Annotated in this window: 19 protein-coding genes and 1 riboswitch; of the genes, 11 read left to right on the top strand and 8 right to left on the bottom strand. The window is 42.7% G+C overall.

All coding sequences use genetic code 11. From position 1 onward, the window contains the following. Window positions 1–128: 128 nt before the first annotated feature. A complete protein-coding gene (locus MKY95_RS16720; RefSeq protein WP_127549400.1) occupies window positions 129–992 on the top strand; it encodes a LysR family transcriptional regulator in 864 nt (287 codons plus the stop codon). A 16-nt stretch (window positions 993–1,008) separates the two neighbouring features. Here MKY95_RS16720 and MKY95_RS16725 read toward each other — a convergent pair whose 3' ends face one another. Continuing rightward, window positions 1,009–1,413 carry a VOC family protein gene (locus MKY95_RS16725; RefSeq protein WP_339193453.1) on the bottom strand — a complete coding sequence of 135 codons (405 nt, stop codon included), beginning with the start codon at window positions 1,411–1,413 and terminating at the stop codon, window positions 1,009–1,011. A gap of 307 nt (window positions 1,414–1,720) precedes the next feature. Here MKY95_RS16725 and MKY95_RS16730 point away from each other — a divergent pair, with 307 nt between their 5' ends. Beyond that, on the top strand, window positions 1,721–3,460 hold the full coding sequence (locus MKY95_RS16730) for an ATP-binding cassette domain-containing protein (RefSeq protein ID WP_339193454.1): 1,740 nt from the start codon (window positions 1,721–1,723) through the stop codon (window positions 3,458–3,460). A gap of 70 nt (window positions 3,461–3,530) precedes the next feature. Here the strand turns inward: MKY95_RS16730 and MKY95_RS16735 are convergent, their stop codons facing one another. Both MKY95_RS16735 and MKY95_RS16740 read right to left on the bottom strand, forming a co-directional pair. Further along, window positions 3,531–3,923: a transporter gene (locus MKY95_RS16735; RefSeq protein WP_076317778.1), complete on the bottom strand. Its 393-nt coding sequence runs from the start codon at window positions 3,921–3,923 to the stop codon at window positions 3,531–3,533. Between the two features lie 205 nt (window positions 3,924–4,128). Continuing rightward, window positions 4,129–4,302 carry a tryptophan RNA-binding attenuation protein gene (locus MKY95_RS16740; protein WP_076317777.1) on the bottom strand — a complete coding sequence of 58 codons (174 nt, stop codon included), beginning with the start codon at window positions 4,300–4,302 and terminating at the stop codon, window positions 4,129–4,131. A 345-nt stretch (window positions 4,303–4,647) separates the two neighbouring features. Here MKY95_RS16740 and MKY95_RS16745 point away from each other — a divergent pair, with 345 nt between their 5' ends. The 5 genes from MKY95_RS16745 (at window position 4,648) to tenA (ending at window position 13,039) form a co-directional block, all read left to right on the top strand. Next, entirely contained in the window at window positions 4,648–6,606 is a 1,959-nt protein-coding gene (locus MKY95_RS16745) for a beta-glucoside-specific PTS transporter subunit IIABC (protein WP_076317776.1), read from the top strand. Window positions 6,607–6,678: 72 nt separating this feature from the next. Beyond that, on the top strand, window positions 6,679–8,121 hold the full coding sequence (locus tag MKY95_RS16750; protein WP_036615418.1) for a glycoside hydrolase family 1 protein: 1,443 nt from the start codon (window positions 6,679–6,681) through the stop codon (window positions 8,119–8,121). Between the two features lie 17 nt (window positions 8,122–8,138). Then, window positions 8,139–8,990: a PRD domain-containing protein gene (locus MKY95_RS16755; protein ID WP_076318155.1), complete on the top strand. Its 852-nt coding sequence runs from the start codon at window positions 8,139–8,141 to the stop codon at window positions 8,988–8,990. A 296-nt stretch (window positions 8,991–9,286) separates the two neighbouring features. Next, window positions 9,287–11,959 (top strand): endo-1,4-beta-xylanase, encoded by a 2,673-nt coding sequence (locus MKY95_RS16760; RefSeq protein ID WP_036615417.1) that lies wholly within the window; start codon window positions 9,287–9,289, stop codon window positions 11,957–11,959. A 206-nt stretch (window positions 11,960–12,165) separates the two neighbouring features. Continuing rightward, window positions 12,166–12,263: riboswitch (TPP riboswitch) on the top strand. A gap of 113 nt (window positions 12,264–12,376) precedes the next feature. Further along, entirely contained in the window at window positions 12,377–13,039 is a 663-nt protein-coding gene (gene tenA, locus MKY95_RS16765) for a thiaminase II (protein WP_083669638.1), read from the top strand. A 210-nt stretch (window positions 13,040–13,249) separates the two neighbouring features. Here the strand turns inward: tenA and MKY95_RS16770 are convergent, their stop codons facing one another. From MKY95_RS16770 to MKY95_RS16790, 5 genes are read right to left on the bottom strand one after another with little or no spacing between them, the layout of a single operon-like run. After that, complete coding sequence (locus tag MKY95_RS16770) at window positions 13,250–13,546, bottom strand: spore coat protein (protein ID WP_036615415.1); 297 nt, start codon at window positions 13,544–13,546, stop codon at window positions 13,250–13,252. Between the two features lie 11 nt (window positions 13,547–13,557). Further along, on the bottom strand, window positions 13,558–13,758 hold the full coding sequence (locus MKY95_RS16775) for a hypothetical protein (protein WP_076210515.1): 201 nt from the start codon (window positions 13,756–13,758) through the stop codon (window positions 13,558–13,560). Between the two features lie 31 nt (window positions 13,759–13,789). Beyond that, entirely contained in the window at window positions 13,790–14,926 is a 1,137-nt protein-coding gene (locus tag MKY95_RS16780) for a zinc-dependent alcohol dehydrogenase (protein WP_036615410.1), read from the bottom strand. Beyond that, window positions 14,923–15,309 (bottom strand): spore coat protein, encoded by a 387-nt coding sequence (locus MKY95_RS16785; RefSeq protein ID WP_036615408.1) that lies wholly within the window; start codon window positions 15,307–15,309, stop codon window positions 14,923–14,925. Before MKY95_RS16785 ends, MKY95_RS16780 begins: the two co-directional genes overlap by 4 nt. Window positions 15,310–15,320: 11 nt before the next feature. Beyond that, the gene (locus MKY95_RS16790; protein WP_036615405.1) at window positions 15,321–15,563 is read right to left on the bottom strand and encodes a hypothetical protein; all 243 of its coding nucleotides are present in this window, start codon (window positions 15,561–15,563) and stop codon (window positions 15,321–15,323) included. A 188-nt stretch (window positions 15,564–15,751) separates the two neighbouring features. Here MKY95_RS16790 and MKY95_RS16795 point away from each other — a divergent pair, with 188 nt between their 5' ends. From MKY95_RS16795 to MKY95_RS16810, 4 genes are all read left to right on the top strand, one after another. Continuing rightward, window positions 15,752–16,036 (top strand): hypothetical protein, encoded by a 285-nt coding sequence (locus MKY95_RS16795; protein ID WP_339193459.1) that lies wholly within the window; start codon window positions 15,752–15,754, stop codon window positions 16,034–16,036. A 253-nt stretch (window positions 16,037–16,289) separates the two neighbouring features. Continuing rightward, the gene (locus tag MKY95_RS16800; RefSeq protein WP_174806471.1) at window positions 16,290–17,375 is read left to right on the top strand and encodes an L-dopachrome tautomerase-related protein; all 1,086 of its coding nucleotides are present in this window, start codon (window positions 16,290–16,292) and stop codon (window positions 17,373–17,375) included. A 344-nt stretch (window positions 17,376–17,719) separates the two neighbouring features. Beyond that, on the top strand, window positions 17,720–19,180 hold the full coding sequence (locus MKY95_RS16805) for a spore germination protein (RefSeq protein ID WP_036615397.1): 1,461 nt from the start codon (window positions 17,720–17,722) through the stop codon (window positions 19,178–19,180). Further along, on the top strand, window positions 19,153–20,292 hold the full coding sequence (locus MKY95_RS16810; protein WP_255319871.1) for a GerAB/ArcD/ProY family transporter: 1,140 nt from the start codon (window positions 19,153–19,155) through the stop codon (window positions 20,290–20,292). Before MKY95_RS16805 ends, MKY95_RS16810 begins: the two co-directional genes overlap by 28 nt. The last annotated feature ends 2 nt before the right edge of the window (window positions 20,293–20,294 follow it).

Below are 20,294 nucleotides of genomic sequence, written 5' to 3' on the forward strand. Positions count from 1 at the left end.
GATTGAGATTAAAAATGAAATGGGCTCTTAATGAGCTACATTGAATATAAACGATTGCTTTACATTAGTTAAATTGATAGTTTATATGTAAACGATCAGTTTTAATGATGTTACAAAGAAGGGAGCCAATGATGGAAATACGTCATCTGGTCACATTTATTGCAATTGTGGAACACGAGGGATTTACCAAAGCTGCTGAACATCTTGGATACGCGCAATCTACAATTACATTGCATATTAAGGCGTTGGAAGAGGAGATTAACTACCCTTTATTTGATCGAATTGGTAAGCGGGTTATTTTAACGGAGACCGGGAAAAAATTGTTGCCACATGCCCAAAAAATGCTTGAGCTTTATCATATGATTAAGGAAGTGACTGTTGCACAAGGTGAATTAACAGGTAATATCGTGATCAGTATTGGGGAAACGTTGTTGATCTATCGTTTTCCACCTATTATTGAAGAGTTCAAAAAATTGCATCCTCATGTCAATATCGAGTGGCACCAATTAGATTCCGTACATTATAAAGAGAATTTGATGCAAGGTAAAAGTGATATTTCCTTCATGTTGGGGACAGAGGTGCATGATCCCAATCTGTACAGTGAGAAATTGGCTGAGGAGCCCATGATGCTGTTGTACCCCAATTCATTTGAGCTACAACGCGACATCGTACGAAGCAATTTACTTTTTACCGAAAGAGGTTGCGGTTATCGCACATTATTTGAACAATGCATTGAAGAGTATCAGATTGGGATTACTTCCAATATTGAATTCTGGAGTATTGAAGCTGTGAAACAGTCGATATTGAGCGGTATGGGTATATCCTTGTTACCTCGAATTACGGTAGAGAAGGAGCTGAAGGAGGAAAAACTTTCAGGTCAGCAGTACAAACAAAATCTAGCTACACAGTTGCTGTATCCCAAAAACAAGTGGATCTCTCCCCAAGTAGAAGCATTTATTGAGATCGTTAGAAAGCATGCCTCCCTATGGTAGCTCATTTCAACTGTCCTTAACGCCTACCACTGAACCGTTGGATTGCTTCCTCGGTCACCGGCGTGAAGAGATTAACCAGATTACCGTCAGGATCGCGAAACAGCACAGCACGATTCCCCCACGGCATTGTGGTAGGTTCCTTTACCCACTCATCGACAAACGGCTTCAAGCGCTCGTATTCGGCATCGACATCGTGGACGTGGAACTCAATAATGACAGTACGATTGTTGGCCGCCACAGCGGAACCAGCGCCAAACAGTTGCACCGTCTGGGAGTGGCCGATCGCTAGAGTGCACGATGGCATAACGAGTTCGGCAAAGACAGGTGCAGGGCGTTCCGCCGAAACACCCGTAATTTTCTCATAGAACTCGACAAGACGATCCACGTCATCAGTAATGATACGCACAGAAGCAAAATTCACGAGATATCATCCTTCCTATAATAAGTAATACATTTTGGATCAAAAACACTTCGCATTTACTTTTACTCCTTTACAATTGCTTACTCCAACTATACAAATACACTACTGACAACAGTATGTCAGTAGTGTTTTACGAAGAAACCACCGTCCACTAGCCATCATTCTATAGAACGTATTAGAGTTTCAAAGTGAGGGTAAGTGCTAAAAATCGATTGTACTTGGTGGTAAACAGTGTTACTCTAAAAGTCTGTGTTCGACAATATATTTAATATTAGCCACCAATTTAGTTGTAAAGAAAGGTAACACTATGATAAAAGTTGAAAACCTATCCTTCTCATTTCCACAAAAGGAACTATATAAAAACATTTCATTTACGTTTGAAGAGGCACAACATTGTGCTTTTATCGGAACAAGCGGCAGTGGAAAAAGTACATTGATCGATATCCTGATGGATCCGGAACGATATTTGTTCGAGGGCAAGTTAGAGATAGACCCCGATTGCAGAATCGGGTATGTGAGTCAGTTTTTGCAAGTAGACAAAACAAAAGAAATGACCGTTTTTGAATATATCGCAGAAGAATTCATCAAGATACAAGATGAAATTACAGCGATTTATGCGGAGATGGCCACCACATCGGATATGGATTCCCTGATGGAAAAGCTTCAATTGGCTTTGGATGCATTCGAGGCGATGGATGGGGATAATTACGAAAAAAACATCAATAAACAGTTAAACCTTGCCAACCTCATGAAGCTCAAAGATCTTAGTATATCCGCCGTAAGCGGCGGGGAATTCAAACTTATTCAAGTGATGAAGGAAATGCTGAATCGTCCAGACTTCATGATTATGGACGAACCCGATGTATTTTTAGACTTTGAAAACCTGAACGCGCTTAAAAAATTGATTAACACACACAAGGGAATGTTGCTGGTCGTTACGCACAACCGATATCTGTTGAACCATTGTTTCAACAAAATCATACACCTAGAAAACACAGAGCTCCAAGAGTTTGACGGGCGATATATCGATTACAACTTCTCACTGCTTCAGTCTAAGATCGAACTGCAAGAAATCGCAGTTGCTGAAGCTGAGGAAATTGAGAGATACGATCACATCATCGACAATCTTAGAGAGATCGCCACATATAATTCCGAAGCCTCCAGAGGCAGAGCGTTAAAAGCCAGAGTCAAGTTTCAAGAGAGATTGGAAGCACGTCGAATAAAAGAGCCATTTGTCGATATCAAACAGCCGAATATCCGTTTTGGAATCGATAAGGAAATGGAAGACACCGTTGTGGTTAACGTCAATAACTATAACGTTTCCTTTGACGAGTTGCTTTTGGAAAATGTGAACTTTGAGATCAAATCTACAGATAAAGTAGCCCTGATCGGTCCTAACGGTACCGGGAAAACGACTTTACTCCGAGAAATCTTTAAAAATAATCAGGATGCCATTGAAATAAATGCTGATGTTAAAGTGGCCTATTTATCTCAGGTTCAAGGCGAAATGCTAAAAGATTCGAATACCATCCTAAATGAATTCATTGATTCCGGCTTTCAAACGTATGATGAAATTAGATCGTATCTTCCAAACTATGGCTTTGAAGGAGAAATCCTTGATCAAAAGATTGAATCTTTATCTGGTGGAGAAAAAAATATGCTTCAACTGGCTAAAGTTTCTGCCAGTCAAGCCAACGTATTGCTCCTAGATGAACCGACAAGCCATCTGGACATCTATACACAAATCGCATTGGAGAAAGCCATTGAAGACTACAAAGGTGCGATTATCATGATTTCTCATGATTTCTATTCGGTTGTAAATGGTATGGATTATGTTTTAATTATCGAGGACAAAACGATTAGTAAAATGAGTATAGAAGAATTTAGACAGATGATTTATGCGAGTCATTTTAATGAAAACTATCTAGAAAATGAACAAAAGAAAAAGTCTGTTGAAATGAAAATTGAATTGGCTTTAAAAGATACTAATTTTGAACTTGCAAAGAGTTTGGTTGATGAGCTAGAAAAGCTGATTAAGTTGCTTTAGACAAGGTGAATATTCCATAAATCTAAATCCCCCTGTATGTGGATTAATCCGCATACAGGGGGATTTACTTCTAGAAACAGCTAAACGAGCTGATTCGCTGCAGATCAATGCCTGTGTATAGCCAGAAGAAGCCATTCCAACGGAAGCCAGCCACCGAATTTCTACCTACAAATACCGGGTACATCCAGAAGCCGGGACCACGATCCGGCCAAATATATGTGTAGCGAAACAGACAGCCGGATATGGCTCTTGGATCTACCGCATATAACGAAGCGGGTTGCTGTGGAATGAATGATGGTGGCGGCCCTGTAGGTGCCTGCACGCCTTGTGGTCCGCCGCCTCCACCCCCGGGGAACGATGGCGGACCAGGAAATCCGCCGGGTCCGCCGGGTCCTCCTGGGCCTCCGGGACCCCATGGTCCGCCAAACCCTCCACCAGGTCCAAAAGGAGGTAAAAATGTCATATCACATCACTCCTGTTCATTAGTCTAATGTATTGTATGTAGGCAATTGAGCAGGGGAATGGGTGGGAGCCTATAGAAGGCCGCTAATTTGGTCATAACCTTGTTACGTCCCGATTGTACATTGGATACATTTTCACCGTATATAAATTGGATAAAGACAGAAAGAGACCGCAACTATAATAGTTACGGTCTCTTTCTACTTATTTTAAGTATGTTTTTTTATGAAGTGAAGTAATGTTTGTCCTAATGTAGTTATAATTACGCCCTTACCTTCACATTTTGGACAAGGCACCATTTGATCCTCCTCATTAACTTGCTTTTCGCCATTACAATGCGGACAAGAAAGTTCTAAATCATCTGTTGATATAATGACCGACACCTTTTAGCACCATCCTGTCATTTAGATTTATTGTGGTGTAAATTCAATTCGCTTTTTTTATAGTAGCTAATGTAAGATTTTTTTTCAATATGTGCTGATATAACATAATTGGAACTATGTTAAATGCAGAAAAATGTCGAATAAAGTGATTGCTAACTAATTTATTGTGTGATATTATGATCCAGTAAACGTTTACATCGATAACGAATTGAATATTAGCAGTGTTTGGCTGTTACTGGTAAAGCAGGCATGACCAAAATGATTTTGCATTTTCCTTATGTGAGTAGGGGAAGGCATATCGTTTTGGTCTTTTTTTATATCCAAATTCAGAAATGAGGCATTGGTATGGATTATCGCAAGTTGGGACAAGAGATAACGGAATTGATTGGGAAGAAAGATAATATCGCTCGGCTTACGCACTGCGCAACTCGACTTCGGTTCGAACTGCACGACATCTCCAAAGCGGAGACAGAAAAACTCAAAGCACTTCCAGGTGTCATTACCGTTGTGAACAATGGTGGACAATACCAGGTCGTTGTGGGCAATGAGGTGCAGCAGGTCTACCGAGTTATCACTCAGCAGATGGGTTCGGCTACCCGAAGTGCGGAATCCAAATCGGATTCTGGCAAAAATAACGGACCAAAGCAAAAACAGAGCTGGATATCCAGATTCATCAGCGTGATCTCAACAACATTTACTCCGGTAATTCCGGCAATCATTGGCGCGGGTATGATCAAAGCGATATTAGCCGTACTTGTGCTGACAGGCCTCGTAACGACGGAAAGCCAAAACTACTATATCCTTAATACCATTGCGGACGCGGCTTTTTATTTCATGCCAATTCTGCTGGCTTATGGAGCTTCCATTAAATTTGAAACTAGCCCCATTCTGGCGATGACAGTTGCCGGCGTGTTATTACATCCAGGCTGGAGCGCCCTGATGGCGGAAGGAAAAGACGTGTTTTTCATCGGTGTGCCAGTTCGACTAACCGATTACGCGGGCTCCGTGCTGCCGATTATTATCGTCGTTTGGCTCATGTCCTATATTGAACGTTTCGCGGATCGGGTATCGCCCTCAATGATTAAATTTTTCACGAAACCAATGATTGTACTATTGATTACAGCACCACTTGCATTGGTGGCGATTGGGCCTTTCGGAACGTACCTGAATGATCTGGTTGCGATGGGTGCAGAAGCGATTAATGCCAGAGCCAGTTGGCTGATTCCTTTGTTAATGGGAACTTTGCAACCATTCCTGATCGTAACAGGTACCGCATGGGCCATGACGCCGATTGCAACTAGCCAACTGACCAAAAATGGATATGAAATGATCAACGGTCCCGGAATGCTCGCGTCCAATATTGCTCAAGGTGGGGCTACGCTTGCTGTAGCATTGAAAACGAAAAACAAAAAACTGAAACAGCTCGCTGCTTCATCCGGTTTCACTGCTGTGTTGGGTATCACTGAACCATCCTTGTACGGTGTAACGCTGAAACTGAAGAAACCCTTAATTGCCGCAATGATCGGTGGTGGTGTAGCAGGGATATACGCTGGTCTGACCGGATTAGTACGTTATGCCTTCGTGTCTCCAGGGCTTGCCGCGTTACCTGCATTCATTGGCAGCAATCCGATGAACATCGTTCATGCCATTGTGACTTGTCTGATCGCTTTTATCGTTACCTTTGCTCTGACATGGATCATTGGTTTTGAAGATCCAGTGGACGATGAAGAAGAAGGAAATACCAACGTTAACGATGACAAGACACTTTCCGGGCAGCCTGTTCAAGACAACAGCTCAAGCACACAGTCTTCTACAATAACAAATGCAAATGTACCGAGCCAAAATGAATTACGCCCACTTAAGATCACCAGTCCGATGCAAGGGGAATTAGTCCACCTTGACCGTGTACCAGACCATGTCTTCTCTTTGGGATTACTGGGTAAGGGCGCTGCAATCATTCCTGCCAAAGGAGAACTGTATGCACCGATCGCAGGTGAAGTTACGGCTTTCATGGACTCCAAACATGCGGTCAAATTAAACGGTTATGATGGAGAAGAGGTGCTCATTCATATTGGAGTGGATACCGTCAACCTAAAGGGGAGACATTTTGACTCTTCCATTAAAGTAGGGGATCGCGTACAACGGGGGGACTTGTTGATCCGCTTTGATATCGATGCCATCAAGGCAGAAGGGTATGAAGTCATAACCCCGATCATTATCGCCAATTCGGATCGTTTCTCGGATATTAAGCTGGAGAAGCAGAATCCTGTGGAGGTTGGAGCAACCATTATCCATCTTTCGTAACAAACGTAATACGATACTTCATATGGTCCGTCATATATCATGATCAACATTTAAAATGAAGGAGTGCTTGAGATGTTATATCAACAGATCAAACCATTCCCCAATGAATTTCTGTGGGGAGGGTCTACCTCGGCCTATCAAGTGGAGGGAGCCTGGAACAAAGATGGCAAAGGCCTGTCCGTCATCGATATGTGTGATCATCCGGCTGGAACCGCCGATTTCACGGTTGCGAGCGATCACTATCACCGGTTCAGAGAAGACGTGAAGCTTTTTGCAGAGCTGGGCCTCAAAGCATATCGTTTTTCAATTGCATGGACTCGAATCTTGCCTTCAGGCACAGGGACTGTTAATGAGAAGGGACTCGATTTTTATCACCAATTAATTGACGAATTGCTGCTCCATGGTATTGAGCCCATTGTGACCATGTACCATTTCGACTTACCCTACGAGCTTGAGAAAACCGGAGGATGGAACAACCGGGGGACGATCGATGCCTTCGTCGAGTATGGGCGTATCTTGTTTGAGCATTACGGGCATAAAGTGAAATATTGGTTGACCATTAATGAGCAAAATACGATGATTCTTCATCCAGGTGCTATTGGTACACCAAAAGGCGGGCGTTTGCCATCCAATAAGGAACTGTATCAGCAAAATCATCACATGTTTGTAGCTCAAGGCAGAACGATGCGACTATTTCATGATATGCTCCCGCAAGGTAAGATCGGACCTGCTTTAAACATGACTTCCATGTACCAGGCAACCTCCAGACCAGCCGATGCAGTCGCTGCTCATAACTGGGAGACGATTCGTGGATGGGGTTTTCTCGACTTATCGGTGTGGGGACGGTATAATCCATTATTCTGGAGTTATTTACAGGAACGCGGCATCGAGCCGGTTATTGAGCAGGGTGACATGGAAGATATCCAGTTTGGCCGCCCCGATCTGGTAGCAATCAACTACTACTCGACGGCAACCATTGCCGCCAGTATGGGCGATGCGTCGGATGTTACAGCTCGTGCGGGTGATCAGCAAATTATGCTTGGCGAGCAGGGAGTATACCGGGCCGCGGAGAATCCTTATACGGAAAAAACGAAATATGGTTGGGTCATTGACCCGGTTGGCCTAAGGCTGACATTGCGTAAGGTATGTGAACGATATGGTCTCCCTATTCTAATTACGGAAAATGGTATTGGAGCCCCGGATGTACTTGAGGCAGATAACACCATTAACGATACGTACCGGATTGATTTTATCGAGAAACATCTGGAACAGATCAGACTGGCTCTAACGGATGGAGTAGATGTGATTGGTTATTGCCCTTGGTCCGTTATTGACTTGGTAAGCACACATCAGGGGTATGGGAAACGTTATGGAATGATCTATGTAAACCGCGGTGAACAGGATCTGAAAGACTTGAAGCGTTTGAAGAAGAAAAGCTTCTCGTGGTATCAAGAGGTCATTAAACAGAATGGCAGATGTATCGGAAATTCGGATCAGGCGGTCACGAAAGAATAAAGGATCGTGATGAATGCATGAGAGTAATCAAAATATTAAATAACAGCTTGCTTCTGACCAAAGATGAACAGGGACAAGAGATGATTGTCATGGGAAAAGGGTTGGCATTCAAAGGCAAAGTCGGCGAGCGGCTGGATGAAGAACACATCCAGAAACGATTCATTTTGCAAAATAATCCGTCTGCCCAGGCTTACGTACGAACCATCGAAAACATGCCAGAAAAACATGTGAATGTCATAAACAAACTGATTACCAATGCAAAAGAAAAGCTGTCTCTTGACGATCAAATCTTCTTCACGCTTATGGATCACTTGTCATTTGCCATTGAACGATGGAAAAAAGGTGTAGCATTACAGAATCGCATGTTATGGGAGATCCAGAGGTTTCATCCTGTCGAATTCGAACTGGGCCTTGAAGCCGTTCAGATGCTGAATCTAGAATTGGGTATCGAACTGCCGGAAGAAGAAGCAGGGAATATCGCTTTTCATTTCGTGAATGCCCAAACGCATGAACAGAATATGGAGCGAACGATGCAATCCGTTAAGATGTTAAAAGATATTTTTAACCTGATTCAATACACCTTTGATATGCAATTGAACAAAAATTCCATCCATTATGTGAGACTTGTCACACATTTGCAATTCTTCATCCAGCGTTTACAAGAAGGACGTCTGGGCAATTCGGCGAAAGATTTTATATTTCAACACATGGTGAAGGAGCATCCGTTTGAATACAAATGCGCGGAGATGATTAAAACCTACGTGCAGAATATGCTGGATATCTCCATATCAAACGAGGAATTATTATATTTGATGATTCACATAGCTCGAATTGTGCAGGAGGATCAGGGTCACGAGGGACGATTATAAAACAAAGTTTATATGCCTGTTAGCAGACAGGAAAAAAGATACTTTCTAACGATGACCGTTTTCTCGTATTTTATCGGGAAACGGTCTTTTATTTTTGCAAATATGTAGCGGTTTTTTGATATCCCTTGCGAACGAACTCCAGCTTCCTAAACCCACACGAGATTACCAAGTGATAACATTTTATTGTAATTATTGTAAATTTGTTATATGTAAGCGTTATCCAAAGAGCTATAATCTATTTATCTGGATGTTAATCCGTTCAGAAATACTTAGACCAAATCAAGAGGAGGAATTGTATGAAACGGTTAGGTCAATGGAATATAACGGCCTTGGTTCTTGTGCTCGTACTCGCCATGCTTCCATTTACGAATGTCTCACATGCAGCCAAAGCAGTTACGGAAGTGGAGGGAGGTCATTTGAGTACAAACTTTGAAGACGGTACACTTCAGGGGTGGACTCCACGTACAGGTAACGAAAGGCTGACAGTGACACAGCAGGAAGCACACGAAGGTCAGTCCAGTATGCTGGTCGCCAACCGTGAGCGTTCCTATCATGGACCGATGTTATCCATGAAGGATCTGCTTAAGCGTAACCAAGAGTACGAAATTGCGGCATATGTAAGACTTACTCAGGAGCCCACCACGGATCAAACATTACAGCTCACCACATATAAAAAAACAACTGCCGAAAGCTGGAACCCAATCGGTAGCGTGAAAATTGCCAAAGCAGAATGGAATACATGGCACAAAATCACCGGAAAATTTCAGTATAGCGATGATCCCACTGAATTGAATTTGTTCATCGAAACACCCTACATCTCTGAAGATAGCGTAGATACGTTATCGTTCTATGTGGATGATGTATCATTTACTCTGGCCGAGCAACTGGAGATTGAAGAAGGGATTCTGTCTCTGAAAGACCTGTATCAAGATGATTTCCCCATTGGTGCAGCGGTGTATCGCTGGCAGTTGGAAGGCGCATATGGACAACTGCTCACAAAGCACTTTAACAGCTTGACCGCAACCTACGAGATGAAACCGAAGTACATGTCTCCTTCCGAAGGTGTTTATGAGTTCGAGGCAGCCGATCAATATGTTCAGTTCGCCGAGGAGCATGGTATGGGCGTACGCGCACATGCGTTGTTGTGGCATATTGATGCAGCAGAGTGGATGTTCAAGGATCCTCAGGGTAACCCTGCGAGTCGAGAATTACTACTTGCCCGGATTCAGGATTACGTTGAAACCGTCATGACCCGATACAAAGGTAAGATCTATGCCTGGGATGTGGTAAACGAGGCGATTGCGGATAGCAATGGTGATGCCAACGGTTTACGTAAAAGTCCCTTTTATGAACTAATTGGTCCGGATTATATTGAGAAAACCTATGAATTCGCTCGTGCAGCCGATCCGAATGCCAAATTATATTACAACGAATACTTCACGGAAATCTCTGAGAAAAGAGAGCATATGTATCAGTTGGTCAAACGACTGAAAGAGAAAGGGCTCATCGATGGTGTGGGTTTGCAATCCCACTATAACCTGGAATCCCCGCCCATCAAGGAAATTGAAAAAACGATCAGCATGTTCGCCGAACTTGGATTGGATATTCAGATCACGGAACTGGATGTGGATAGCGGAATTCCATTTGGTGAAGAGATGTCCGATGAAGTTGCAGTAAAGCAGGCGTATCGATATAAGGAACTGTTGGATTTGTACAAAAAACACAAAGACCACATTTCTTCAGTTACCTTATGGGGACTCCAAGATGAGAAGTCTTACAACAACCAGGCTATGCTGTTTGATTCAGCCCTGAAGGCCAAAAAGGCATACTGGGGACTCGTGGATGAATCCAGTTTGCCTGTGTTGACGCAGAGAGCCGTCTCACTTTCGGGTAAACCGGATATCAAAAAACAGACACAAGATCCGCTCTGGAACAAAGCGGTGTCTACTCCACTGAAGGGTGACTCTTCGGGATCAGCCAGTTTCCGCACTTTATGGGATCATAGTAACCTGTATATCCTCGTGGATGTACAGGATGCAAAGGCAGATGTGAATGACAGAGTAGATATCTTTGTTGATCTCAATAATGGCAAGACCACTTCATATGAAGCAGATGACCGACACGTAATCATTAAGCGGTCGGGCAAAGCTGAGGGTGTGGAGCAGCGTTCATATCGTGTACGCGAGACAAAAGCCGGATATCAGGTTGAATTGTCCATTCCGTGGGGTGGTATCCAAGTCGGATCAGAATATGAAGCCGGATTGGATATCCGTGTGACTGATGGCGGTTCAAGTGGGACACAACCTTATAATCCACTGTACTGGAATGATAGAACACAATCTCAGGAACAGGATACAAGCAAATACGGCGTGATTCAACTCGCCCCTATGCCCAAATCTGCACAAGCTGTGCAAGGGATTGTTCAGATTGATGGGAAGAAAGACACATCATGGAATAAGGCTGCACCATTTGAAGTAAAACGGTTGAACCAGAGCGAAGGTGCAGAGGCAGTGGCTCGCGCAATGTGGTCAGGTGAGTATCTATACCTGCTGATCGACGTCACTGATCCAAACATCATTACAGATAGTATCAACCCATGGGATCAGGATTCGGTTGAGATTTTCCTGGACGAGAATCACCAGCGCACACCGTATTTTCAATATGATGATGCCCAGTTCAGAATCAGTGCAGACAATGTGGGAACCTTTGCAGGGGGTGCCTCACCTGGACGCCTTGTAAGTGCTGTGAAGAAAACAAATAAAGGATATCTCGTAGAAGCCAGAATTCATTTACAATCATTGACGCCCAAAGCAGGAAATGTTCTCGGTTTCGAGCTCCAAATTAACGACAACCAGGGCGGAGGTAAGCAGAGCGTAGCCAAGTGGAATGATACGACCAATGAGAGCTGGAGAAATACTTCCCAGTACGGAATACTCACTTTTGTCGGAAAGAACAAACTCGGGCATTAAACCATCGGCAGTAGTTGCAAGAATAGAAACCATCATAACAGTGGCTGAAACTCAACCATTGTTGTGATGGTTTTCATCGTTTACATCCGTCACCAAAGGTGATGAGGGGCGATACAATCTTCCTTGACTATATTTAACAGCCCTTGATATACTAAATGGATGTTATTTTATCTTTTATGGGAATAGGAAAGTAATCAACTACATACAACCGTTTGCGAGGGAGCCTTAACCGGCTGAGAGGGTGTTAAACCGACCTTACCTGATTTGGATAATGCCAACGTAGGGATGCAACGATGAAACACTGTACTTGGGTAGCTCATGCGAACCCCCTTGTTTTAGTGTATTTGTCTGCGAAACATCCATAGGATGTTTCGTTTTTTTGTTTTTAAATACGTACATTATGAATTGGAGGAACACATGTTGACTATTTCAGAGAGACTATATCAGGCAGCACAGCCTGTGTGGAAGGAATGTCTTGAGCATCCCTTTGTTAAAGGAATCGGAGATGGTTCCTTAACGGTTGAACAATTTCGTTATTATTTGCTGCAAGACTACTTGTACCTGTTCGATTATGCCCGCGTATTTGCACTAGGTATTGTCAAGTCGCACGACCCCAAATTGATGCAGTTTTTTAGTGAAAACGTAGATAACATCCTGAATGGTGAAATGAAAATTCATCGTTCTTATATGGAGCGATTAGGAATTACAGAGGATCATGTTTTCCAGGTAAAACCTGCCCTGAAAAATGCAGCCTATACTAACTATATGCTCTCTGTTTCCCATGCGGGTGGCATAGCAGAAGTACTTGTATCCATTCTGGCCTGCTCATGGAGCTATGCAGAGATTGGTCAAGTCCTTGCCCAAAAGCCAGGTGCAGCTGAGCATCCTTTTTACGGAGAGTGGATCACAGGATATGCTTCCTCTGAATACAACAGCAACAATCAATCCCTAGTGACGTTAACTGATAAGCTATTAGAAGGCTGTAGCGAGGGAACGTACCAACGGATGGAGGATATTTTCGTGATGTGCAGTCGCTTTGAGCTTGATTTTTGGGAAATGTCATGGAAGCTGGAGCCTTAAGTTCACTGTAGTCAATTAAAGTAGAGAGCAGCGGCCATAAACAGTCTCAGGATAGAAATAAGTAGAATACGTAAAGGAACGCTTGCAATAAGCGTGTTTCGTGACGATGCCAAAAAAAGGGCGGATAGTGTCCGCCTTTTTTCATTGTTGAAATTCTTGACACAGGGACATTTTGTTCTCTGAAGTCTCTGGCTAAAATCAAAAAGGGTGTCAGGACGGAATGTTCATAGCAGTCTGAATGTTTTTCAGATCGAGCTGAATTTGCTCTGCAATATGGTAAGGGTGGTATAAACCATGCTGCACCATGTAATTTGATATCTTTTCATGAGAATCTATGGCTTCATCGAGCTGTTTCATCAAAATTTGTTTGATTTCGGGGGTGGCACATTCGGTCACAGCCATGGCGTAGTTTCTGACACCGCTCTTGGCGTTCATCAAAAAATCCATTGCGATCACGTCATCGGTCAGCGTATTAAGACCAGTCATGTGTTCTAATATTGGGTTCATTTTTTTATCTCCTATACAGTCGCTTTAGACAGCACTCCACCGAGCTCCTGAAGCTGCTGTTGTGATAAGATCGCATCTTGTTGCAAAATTTGCTTGAGCTCCGGGTCGGTTACCAGAGCTTGCATGGTCTTGGATTTAGTCATACAAACCGTCTTGAACGCAGCTATTTCATGTACCTCGAGCATCTCATGCAAAGCGTATGTGGAATCCATTCAGATTGTCCTCCCATGTATCTATTCATATTTAAGGCTTTAAGATGACTTTAATGCAATCGTCCGTTTTTGTATCGAACACTTCATAGCCCCGTTTGGCCTCGCTGAGCGGAATGACGTGCGTAACAATGTCGCCAGGGTCCACTTTGCCAGACGTAACCAACTCGTACATGTATGGCATGTAGTGAATGACCGGAGCTTGTCCGGAACGGATATTCACGTTTCGCTGCATGATATCACCGAGCGGGAATCCGTTATAACGTCCGCCGTATACCCCAGTGACTTGAATGGTGCCACCTTTGCGAACAGCCTGAGATGCAATGATAAATGCGCTCATGGTGCCGCCTTGCAGTTTCATACCGCTGGCTAGAAATTCAAGATCGCTCATCTTGCCGTCCATTCCTACCGCATCAATGACAACATCGGCGCCGCCTTTGGTCATTTCCTTGAGAGTGTTCCCAATATTCTTATCCTGTTCGAAGTTTACTATTTCCACATTGTTTGTTCGCTTCGCATGCTTTAAGCGGTAATCGACATAGTCGACGGCTATGACCCGCTTAGCTCCTTTCAGCCAGCAGAACTTCTGGGCTAGGAGTCCGACCGGGCCGCAGCCGAGCACAATGACCGTATCTCCATTTTTAACGCCGGCGTTATCTACGCTCCAGAATGCCGTCGTCATGGCATCGGCGATCAAGCTTAGCTTTTCGTCCGGTTGTTCGCAGTTTTCAGGGATCTTAAAGTGGGTAAAATTAGCAAATGGGACCCGTAAATACTCCGCTTGCCCGCCGGGATATCCGCCGGTCGTTCCGGAGTAGCCGAAATATGCGCCCATATCCCCGTGTTCGTTGGAATTGTCACATTGGCTTTCCAGCTGATTTTTGCAAAAAAAGCATTCTCCGCATGCGATGTTAAACGGGATGATTACGCGGTCGCCTTTTTTTACCTTGGTCACGCCAGGGCCCACTTCTTCTACGATCCCCATCGGCTCATGTCCGATGACATAGTTTTCCTGAAGGTTAGGGATCATCCCGTGAATAAGATGAAGGTCAGAACCGCAAATCGCGGTACTGGTGATCTTTACGATCATATCGTCCGGTTTCACAATCTTCGCATCCGGCACCTCTTTGACCACGACATTTTTAACCCCTTGATACGTTACCGCCTTCATGCTTTATGTCCTCCAATATGTTCATCTGGGGTCCGATCAAACATCCCTTTACGTGACGTATCACCCGGGAACAGATTCATCTGCCCGATCATCACCGTATTTTTCGCCGAAAGCTGATCGAGTTGGTACTGTTCGTTCAGCTCATAAGGATGAAACCATTTTTTGCGAATCATGAGCTCCGAAATTTCTTGGTGCATTGAAATTCCCTGCTTCAGATGAGTATGCAACAGGGCTCTTACATCCGGTGAAGCCGTTTCCGTCAGGGCGATGGACAAATTACGTACACCCTCCTTGGCACGAAGAAGGAAGTCCATGGCAAAAGTCATATCTGCCATTTCCGGCATATTCAATGAATTAATCGGATCTAAATAATCGGTATTCATCTGAGTTCCCCTTAATGTGTTATAGGTGTCGGATTATTCGGAACGGGTGCTTGAAAAGGAGCTCTTGCGTAGATTGCTTGCAGCTCAGCAATCTGTTGTATGGATTGAATTACGTCTTTCTGCATTAATGCTTTTAGCTCTTGGTCAAAGACCAGGCCTTGCATAAGTTTCGACTTAGCGATGCAGAGCGTTTTGAAGTTTAACGCTTCATGCAGTTCCATCGATTCGTGCGGCGCTAGCGTTGGATTAGCCATTCAGAAATGATCCCCTCCTTTTTCATCAAGATTAGATTTTCCAATGCATCGGATCTTATACTAATATGGATCACCGGAGAGGTAAGATCCGAATATTCCCATACAGTCGCAGGGATATAAACAAAATCTCAATCCCATACTTATTTCTGTTTAAATGAATGATCTTACTCATGGAAGGAGGAGTCACGGTGCCCAATAAAAACAAAATTGATCTAGCAACCGAAAACGCAAGAAAACCAGCAGAAGATGCACTTAACTCGAGTGGTAGTAATACGCTGGAGAAGCATGCATCTAACGCGGTTTCTAAGGTGCAGACGGCTTTAAATCAGGCAATAAGCTCGTTAAGTGAATCTAATGCGGCAACAAATTCACAAGCGTTGGAGATTGCCAGGCAGCAATTGACCCGAGCAGAGGAATTTTTAGATCAAGCGATAACTTCAGCCAATGCATTAGGTTTACCGGACCAACAATAAAACGGTTTTGGTACTGATAAGCTTGGCAAAGTTTTGCGTTGACGATCGGAAGAAGCATTTTTCCTAGAGCACATATAGTTAACGTCAACATGCTTCGGCTTACGCCGAAGTTTTTTTGTATTTTTAAATGTATCGGACAATTTCAAAATCGAGGTTAAAAAAGAATGATTAAGGGCCAGGCATTAGAAAAAGTCTTGAACATAATTATAGGTAATATCTATTCAACTATGTTGAGGAGGACATCATACAGCCTATGTTACCTATGGAAGAATATTTTGGTAAGTTAGAACTCGTTCATTCCTTTTACGGGGCTATGCCTACAGGCGTTAGTGTATCCGAAACCGGGCGTACCTTTATTTGCTTTCCAAAATGGGGAGATGACGTTAGATTTACGGTAGCGGAAATTGTTGATGGTCAGATGCAACCTTATCCTAATGAAGAAACGAATTTGATCAACCCATTGAATATCGTTATGTCCTTCATTAGTGTCCAGAGTGTTGTTGCAGATGGAAGGGGAACCCTGTGGGTACTGGACACGGCTGCACCAAATTTTTCAGAGCCTATTAAAGGAGGGGCAAAATTAGTCGCGGTAGATTTAGAAACAAATACAATTAGAAAAGTATATACATTTGCAGATGATGTAGTCTTGCCGACAACGTATCTAAATGATGTCCGATTTGACTTTCGTGTAGGAAAAGCAGGTTACGCATATATAACGGATTCTTCTTCCAATGGTCCAGGCGCTATTATCGTCGTAAATTTAGAAAACGGAAATGCGTATAGACGGTTGCATGGAGCAAGCTCGACCTCACCCGATCCGTATTTTGTGCCGAAAGTGGAAGGTAAAATTTTGATGAATCGAAACGCGGATGGTTCGACATCTCCGTTTCGATTGGCCTCTGATGGTATAGCGATTTCCCCTGATGGAAAAATGTTATTCTATTGTCCATTAACCAGTCGCCAGTTATTCTCTATCTCAACAGAATCGTTAAGAGACAGAACGATACCGGATTTTAAGTTAAGTGATCTTGTGCAGTATTGGGGAGAGAAGGGTGCATCTGATGGGATGATCACAGACGCTAAAGGAAACGTTTATGCTGGAGATTACGAAAACGATAGTATTCGAAAGATATTGCCAAATGGAATCATGGAAACCATCGCCCATGATCCCCGAATTTTATGGCCGGATACTTTTTCTATTGGTCCGGATCAATACTTATATGTAATTGTGAACCAATTACATAGGCAGGCCAGATTTCATTACGGAAAAGACCTGCGACAAAAACCCTATAGTCTACTACGCATGAACATTGATGAATTACCTGCTCCTACCTTTTGATACATCCCACTTTTCAAAGCAGATTTTAATAGCAGATTATTCAGTTCATTTTGCGGGACCGTAGGCCCTTTATCTAAGGGCAATATAGTAATTCTAATGAACTTAAGATAGGGACAGGTATCAGTTGATGCCTGTCTTTTTGTTTTTTGTCGCCCAAGAGGAAAGCCGGAGACAGATACAAAGGGTAGGGTACCATAATACACTCATTCGATTAAGATTAATCTGGTAGCATGTTGTTCCCGATATTGCTGTTAAACTACAAATTGCCGGTCGTATGATTTTTCGATTACAGGACAAGATATTAACCTTATCACCATTTTATTACTTTGATAAAGGAGACGACCATGGTTGAAAAACACGAGCCTCAAATGAAAAATCATCAAAAGTCTACATGGCTTGATGATTTAAAACAGATATTAAACCATATGGAAGATGCCGAAATCATTGAGCACAAAATAGGTACGAGTGCTTCAGTCCATCTTTTATTTATAAAAACATTAATAGATCAAGAGCGTTTAAACGAGGCGATTATTCAGCCACTTCATCAATCAGGCGGAAATTCGCTTCCTTCATGCATAATCAATTCTGATGTTTCAGAAGTTATATCGATCGAAGATGCTGGGCAAAAAATAATGCAAGGATATATTCTTCTATACGATTCAGTCAACGATCAATGGCTAGGCATACAGTTGGAAAATCCTCTTGGCCGGGCAATTGAACCTTCCCAAACGGAAACGGTTATATATGGAGCGAAAGATAGCTTCAGCGAACAAATCGATAATAACATTACAATGTTGCGCAGACGTTTGCCTATAACGACATTAAAAACGGAAAGCTTCACTATAGGATCACTGAGTAAAACAAAAGTTGTGTTAATGTACATAGACGGAATAATTAATCCGGAATTTGTTTCCCTTGCAAGAGAGAAAATTGAAAGTGTGGATTTCGATCAGTTTTTAGACTCCGCACAGCTTGCAGCTTTTATTGAAGATCATAACCATACGGTCTTTCCCCAGTTTCTACAAACGGATCGGCCGGATGCCTGCGCCTTCGCCTTAGGTGAGGGTAAGCTGACTTTATTAGTCTCCAATTCACCGTTTGCTTTAATTTGTCCCATTACATTATTCCATCTATTCCAATCGCCAGAAGACTACTTCCTTCGTTGGCCGGTAGCCAGTTTTTTACGTTTAATGAGGTATGGAAGTTTTATTATTTCTTTGACGATGATTCCTTTTTATGTTGCGTTAACGACATTTCATTACCAAATGGTTCCGCTGCCGATTCTCTTCGTATTATTGGAATCGAGAAGCAAACTGCCCTTTACTCCGTTTGTGGAAGGAATTTTCATGATCGTAACGCTGGAAATCATCAAAGAAGCAAGTTTGCGAATGCCGACCAAAACCAGTCAAACTCTAGGGGTTATCGGTGGTATTGTCATTGGACAAGCGGCTGTAGAGGCAGGCTTTGCAAGTAAAGTATTAATTGTTTTGATGGGTATATCCGCTATTGCTTTCTTTTTAGTTCCCAATTATCAAATGACAAAATCCATGGTTCTGTTGCAATTGCTTCTTCTTATCCTTGCATCGTTTCTTGGGCTGCCAGGAATCGTGGTCGGGATAATCGGCATTCTTGCGCATCTCCATGCATTAACGTCATTAGGTCAACCTTATTTAGCGCCGCTTTCACCTTTTTATGGGAAGGATTGGATTGACCTCTTTATTCGCGGGCCTTTGATTTGGATGAAAACGCGTCCGCATAATCTAAAACCACTACAGAAATGGCGACAGGAGAAGATGAAGAAATGAAGACTTTATCCCTATTCAATCAAACTTCCACCCTTGGCGGCATCCATTTCCTTTTATTAGTTAATCGAACGCAAATGCATTATTTTATTTTAATCATGCCGGTTTATTTGGTTCATTCCTATATGGTTTGGGGAATTGTCGCCTTGGGGCTACTGTCCCAACTTAATTTGATGATGCTATCCAAATGGTTTACTTCCAGTTATGCATCGAAAGGCTATCAAGGATTTGTACAGCTTTTTGGGAAACGGGCGGTTCAAGTTTTCGCAATACTTGGTTTTGTAATAATACTGTTAAAAATTTCAATCATCACACTGGGTTACGTTGAAATGCTCCATAATTTTATATATCCATCAATGAATAAAAAGTGGCTGATCCTAGTTATTCTTTCGATCAGTTTATTTGTGGCTTCACATGGCATGGAAAAAACATTGCGTTTTGTCGTTATCGCCTTTCTTTGCGGGGCGTGGATCTTAATCATGTTTATTCCCTTTTTCTTTCCAACGATTGCAAATTACCGCGATTTGTATCCTCTAATCCCCACCGAATGGTCAGGACATTCATGGCAGGGCTTGTTGTTTATTTGGTCGGCATTTTCCGGTCCAGTATATTTGGCCTTTATGGTTCCATGGTTAAGCTCCAATAAAAAAATATCAAAATATCTTGTCATTGGAAACATGCTGACGATTATGGAATATTCATTATTGTTCATTGCTTCGGTATTGTTTTACGGTTCAAACTTTTTAAGCAAGATCAACTTTCCGGTAGTATATATGGGAAGTTACATTCAAATGAGTGGTTTAGAACGAATCGATTACATCCTTATCTCTTTCCATATGTTTAATTATGTATTTGACATTTCAATTCTTTTGTTGTGTTTATATGGAGCTGGAAGAGTCTTTATGAAAAAAATGAACAAAAGCACTACTCGGATCGGATTATTGTCGAGTTGGTTTGTCATTTTGATAAGTATTATCATAATGGATCAATGGTTATGGCAAACGGTTCCGGGTCAAAAGATGTTACTGAACATTCAAATCTGGCTTGGTGCATTCATTTATTTACTTGTTCCTACGATCCTTTTCACTATGGTTAAACGAAAGGAGAGTGTGTAGGC

The organism is Paenibacillus sp. FSL P4-0176 (assembly GCF_037975265.1).
Lineage (GTDB): Bacteria > Bacillota > Bacilli > Paenibacillales > Paenibacillaceae > Paenibacillus > Paenibacillus amylolyticus.

Coding starts and splice junctions, on each gene's coding strand:
- MKY95_RS16720 (WP_127549400.1), top strand. CDS start 129: ATGATGGAAATACGTCATCTGGTCACATTTATTGCAATTGTGGAACAC.
- MKY95_RS16730 (WP_339193454.1), top strand. CDS start 1,721: ATGATAAAAGTTGAAAACCTATCCTTCTCATTTCCACAAAAGGAACTA.
- MKY95_RS16735 (WP_076317778.1), bottom strand. CDS start 3,923: ATGACATTTTTACCTCCTTTTGGACCTGGTGGAGGGTTTGGCGGACCA.
- MKY95_RS16745 (WP_076317776.1), top strand. CDS start 4,648: ATGGATTATCGCAAGTTGGGACAAGAGATAACGGAATTGATTGGGAAG.
- MKY95_RS16750 (WP_036615418.1), top strand. CDS start 6,679: ATGTTATATCAACAGATCAAACCATTCCCCAATGAATTTCTGTGGGGA.
- MKY95_RS16755 (WP_076318155.1), top strand. CDS start 8,139: ATGAGAGTAATCAAAATATTAAATAACAGCTTGCTTCTGACCAAAGAT.
- MKY95_RS16760 (WP_036615417.1), top strand. CDS start 9,287: ATGAAACGGTTAGGTCAATGGAATATAACGGCCTTGGTTCTTGTGCTC.
- tenA (WP_083669638.1), top strand. CDS start 12,377: ATGTTGACTATTTCAGAGAGACTATATCAGGCAGCACAGCCTGTGTGG.
- MKY95_RS16770 (WP_036615415.1), bottom strand. CDS start 13,546: ATGAACCCAATATTAGAACACATGACTGGTCTTAATACGCTGACCGAT.
- MKY95_RS16775 (WP_076210515.1), bottom strand. CDS start 13,758: ATGGATTCCACATACGCTTTGCATGAGATGCTCGAGGTACATGAAATA.
- MKY95_RS16780 (WP_036615410.1), bottom strand. CDS start 14,926: ATGAAGGCGGTAACGTATCAAGGGGTTAAAAATGTCGTGGTCAAAGAG.
- MKY95_RS16785 (WP_036615408.1), bottom strand. CDS start 15,309: ATGAATACCGATTATTTAGATCCGATTAATTCATTGAATATGCCGGAA.
- MKY95_RS16790 (WP_036615405.1), bottom strand. CDS start 15,563: ATGGCTAATCCAACGCTAGCGCCGCACGAATCGATGGAACTGCATGAA.
- MKY95_RS16800 (WP_174806471.1), top strand. CDS start 16,290: ATGTTACCTATGGAAGAATATTTTGGTAAGTTAGAACTCGTTCATTCC.
- MKY95_RS16805 (WP_036615397.1), top strand. CDS start 17,720: ATGGTTGAAAAACACGAGCCTCAAATGAAAAATCATCAAAAGTCTACA.
- MKY95_RS16810 (WP_255319871.1), top strand. CDS start 19,153: ATGGCGACAGGAGAAGATGAAGAAATGAAGACTTTATCCCTATTCAAT.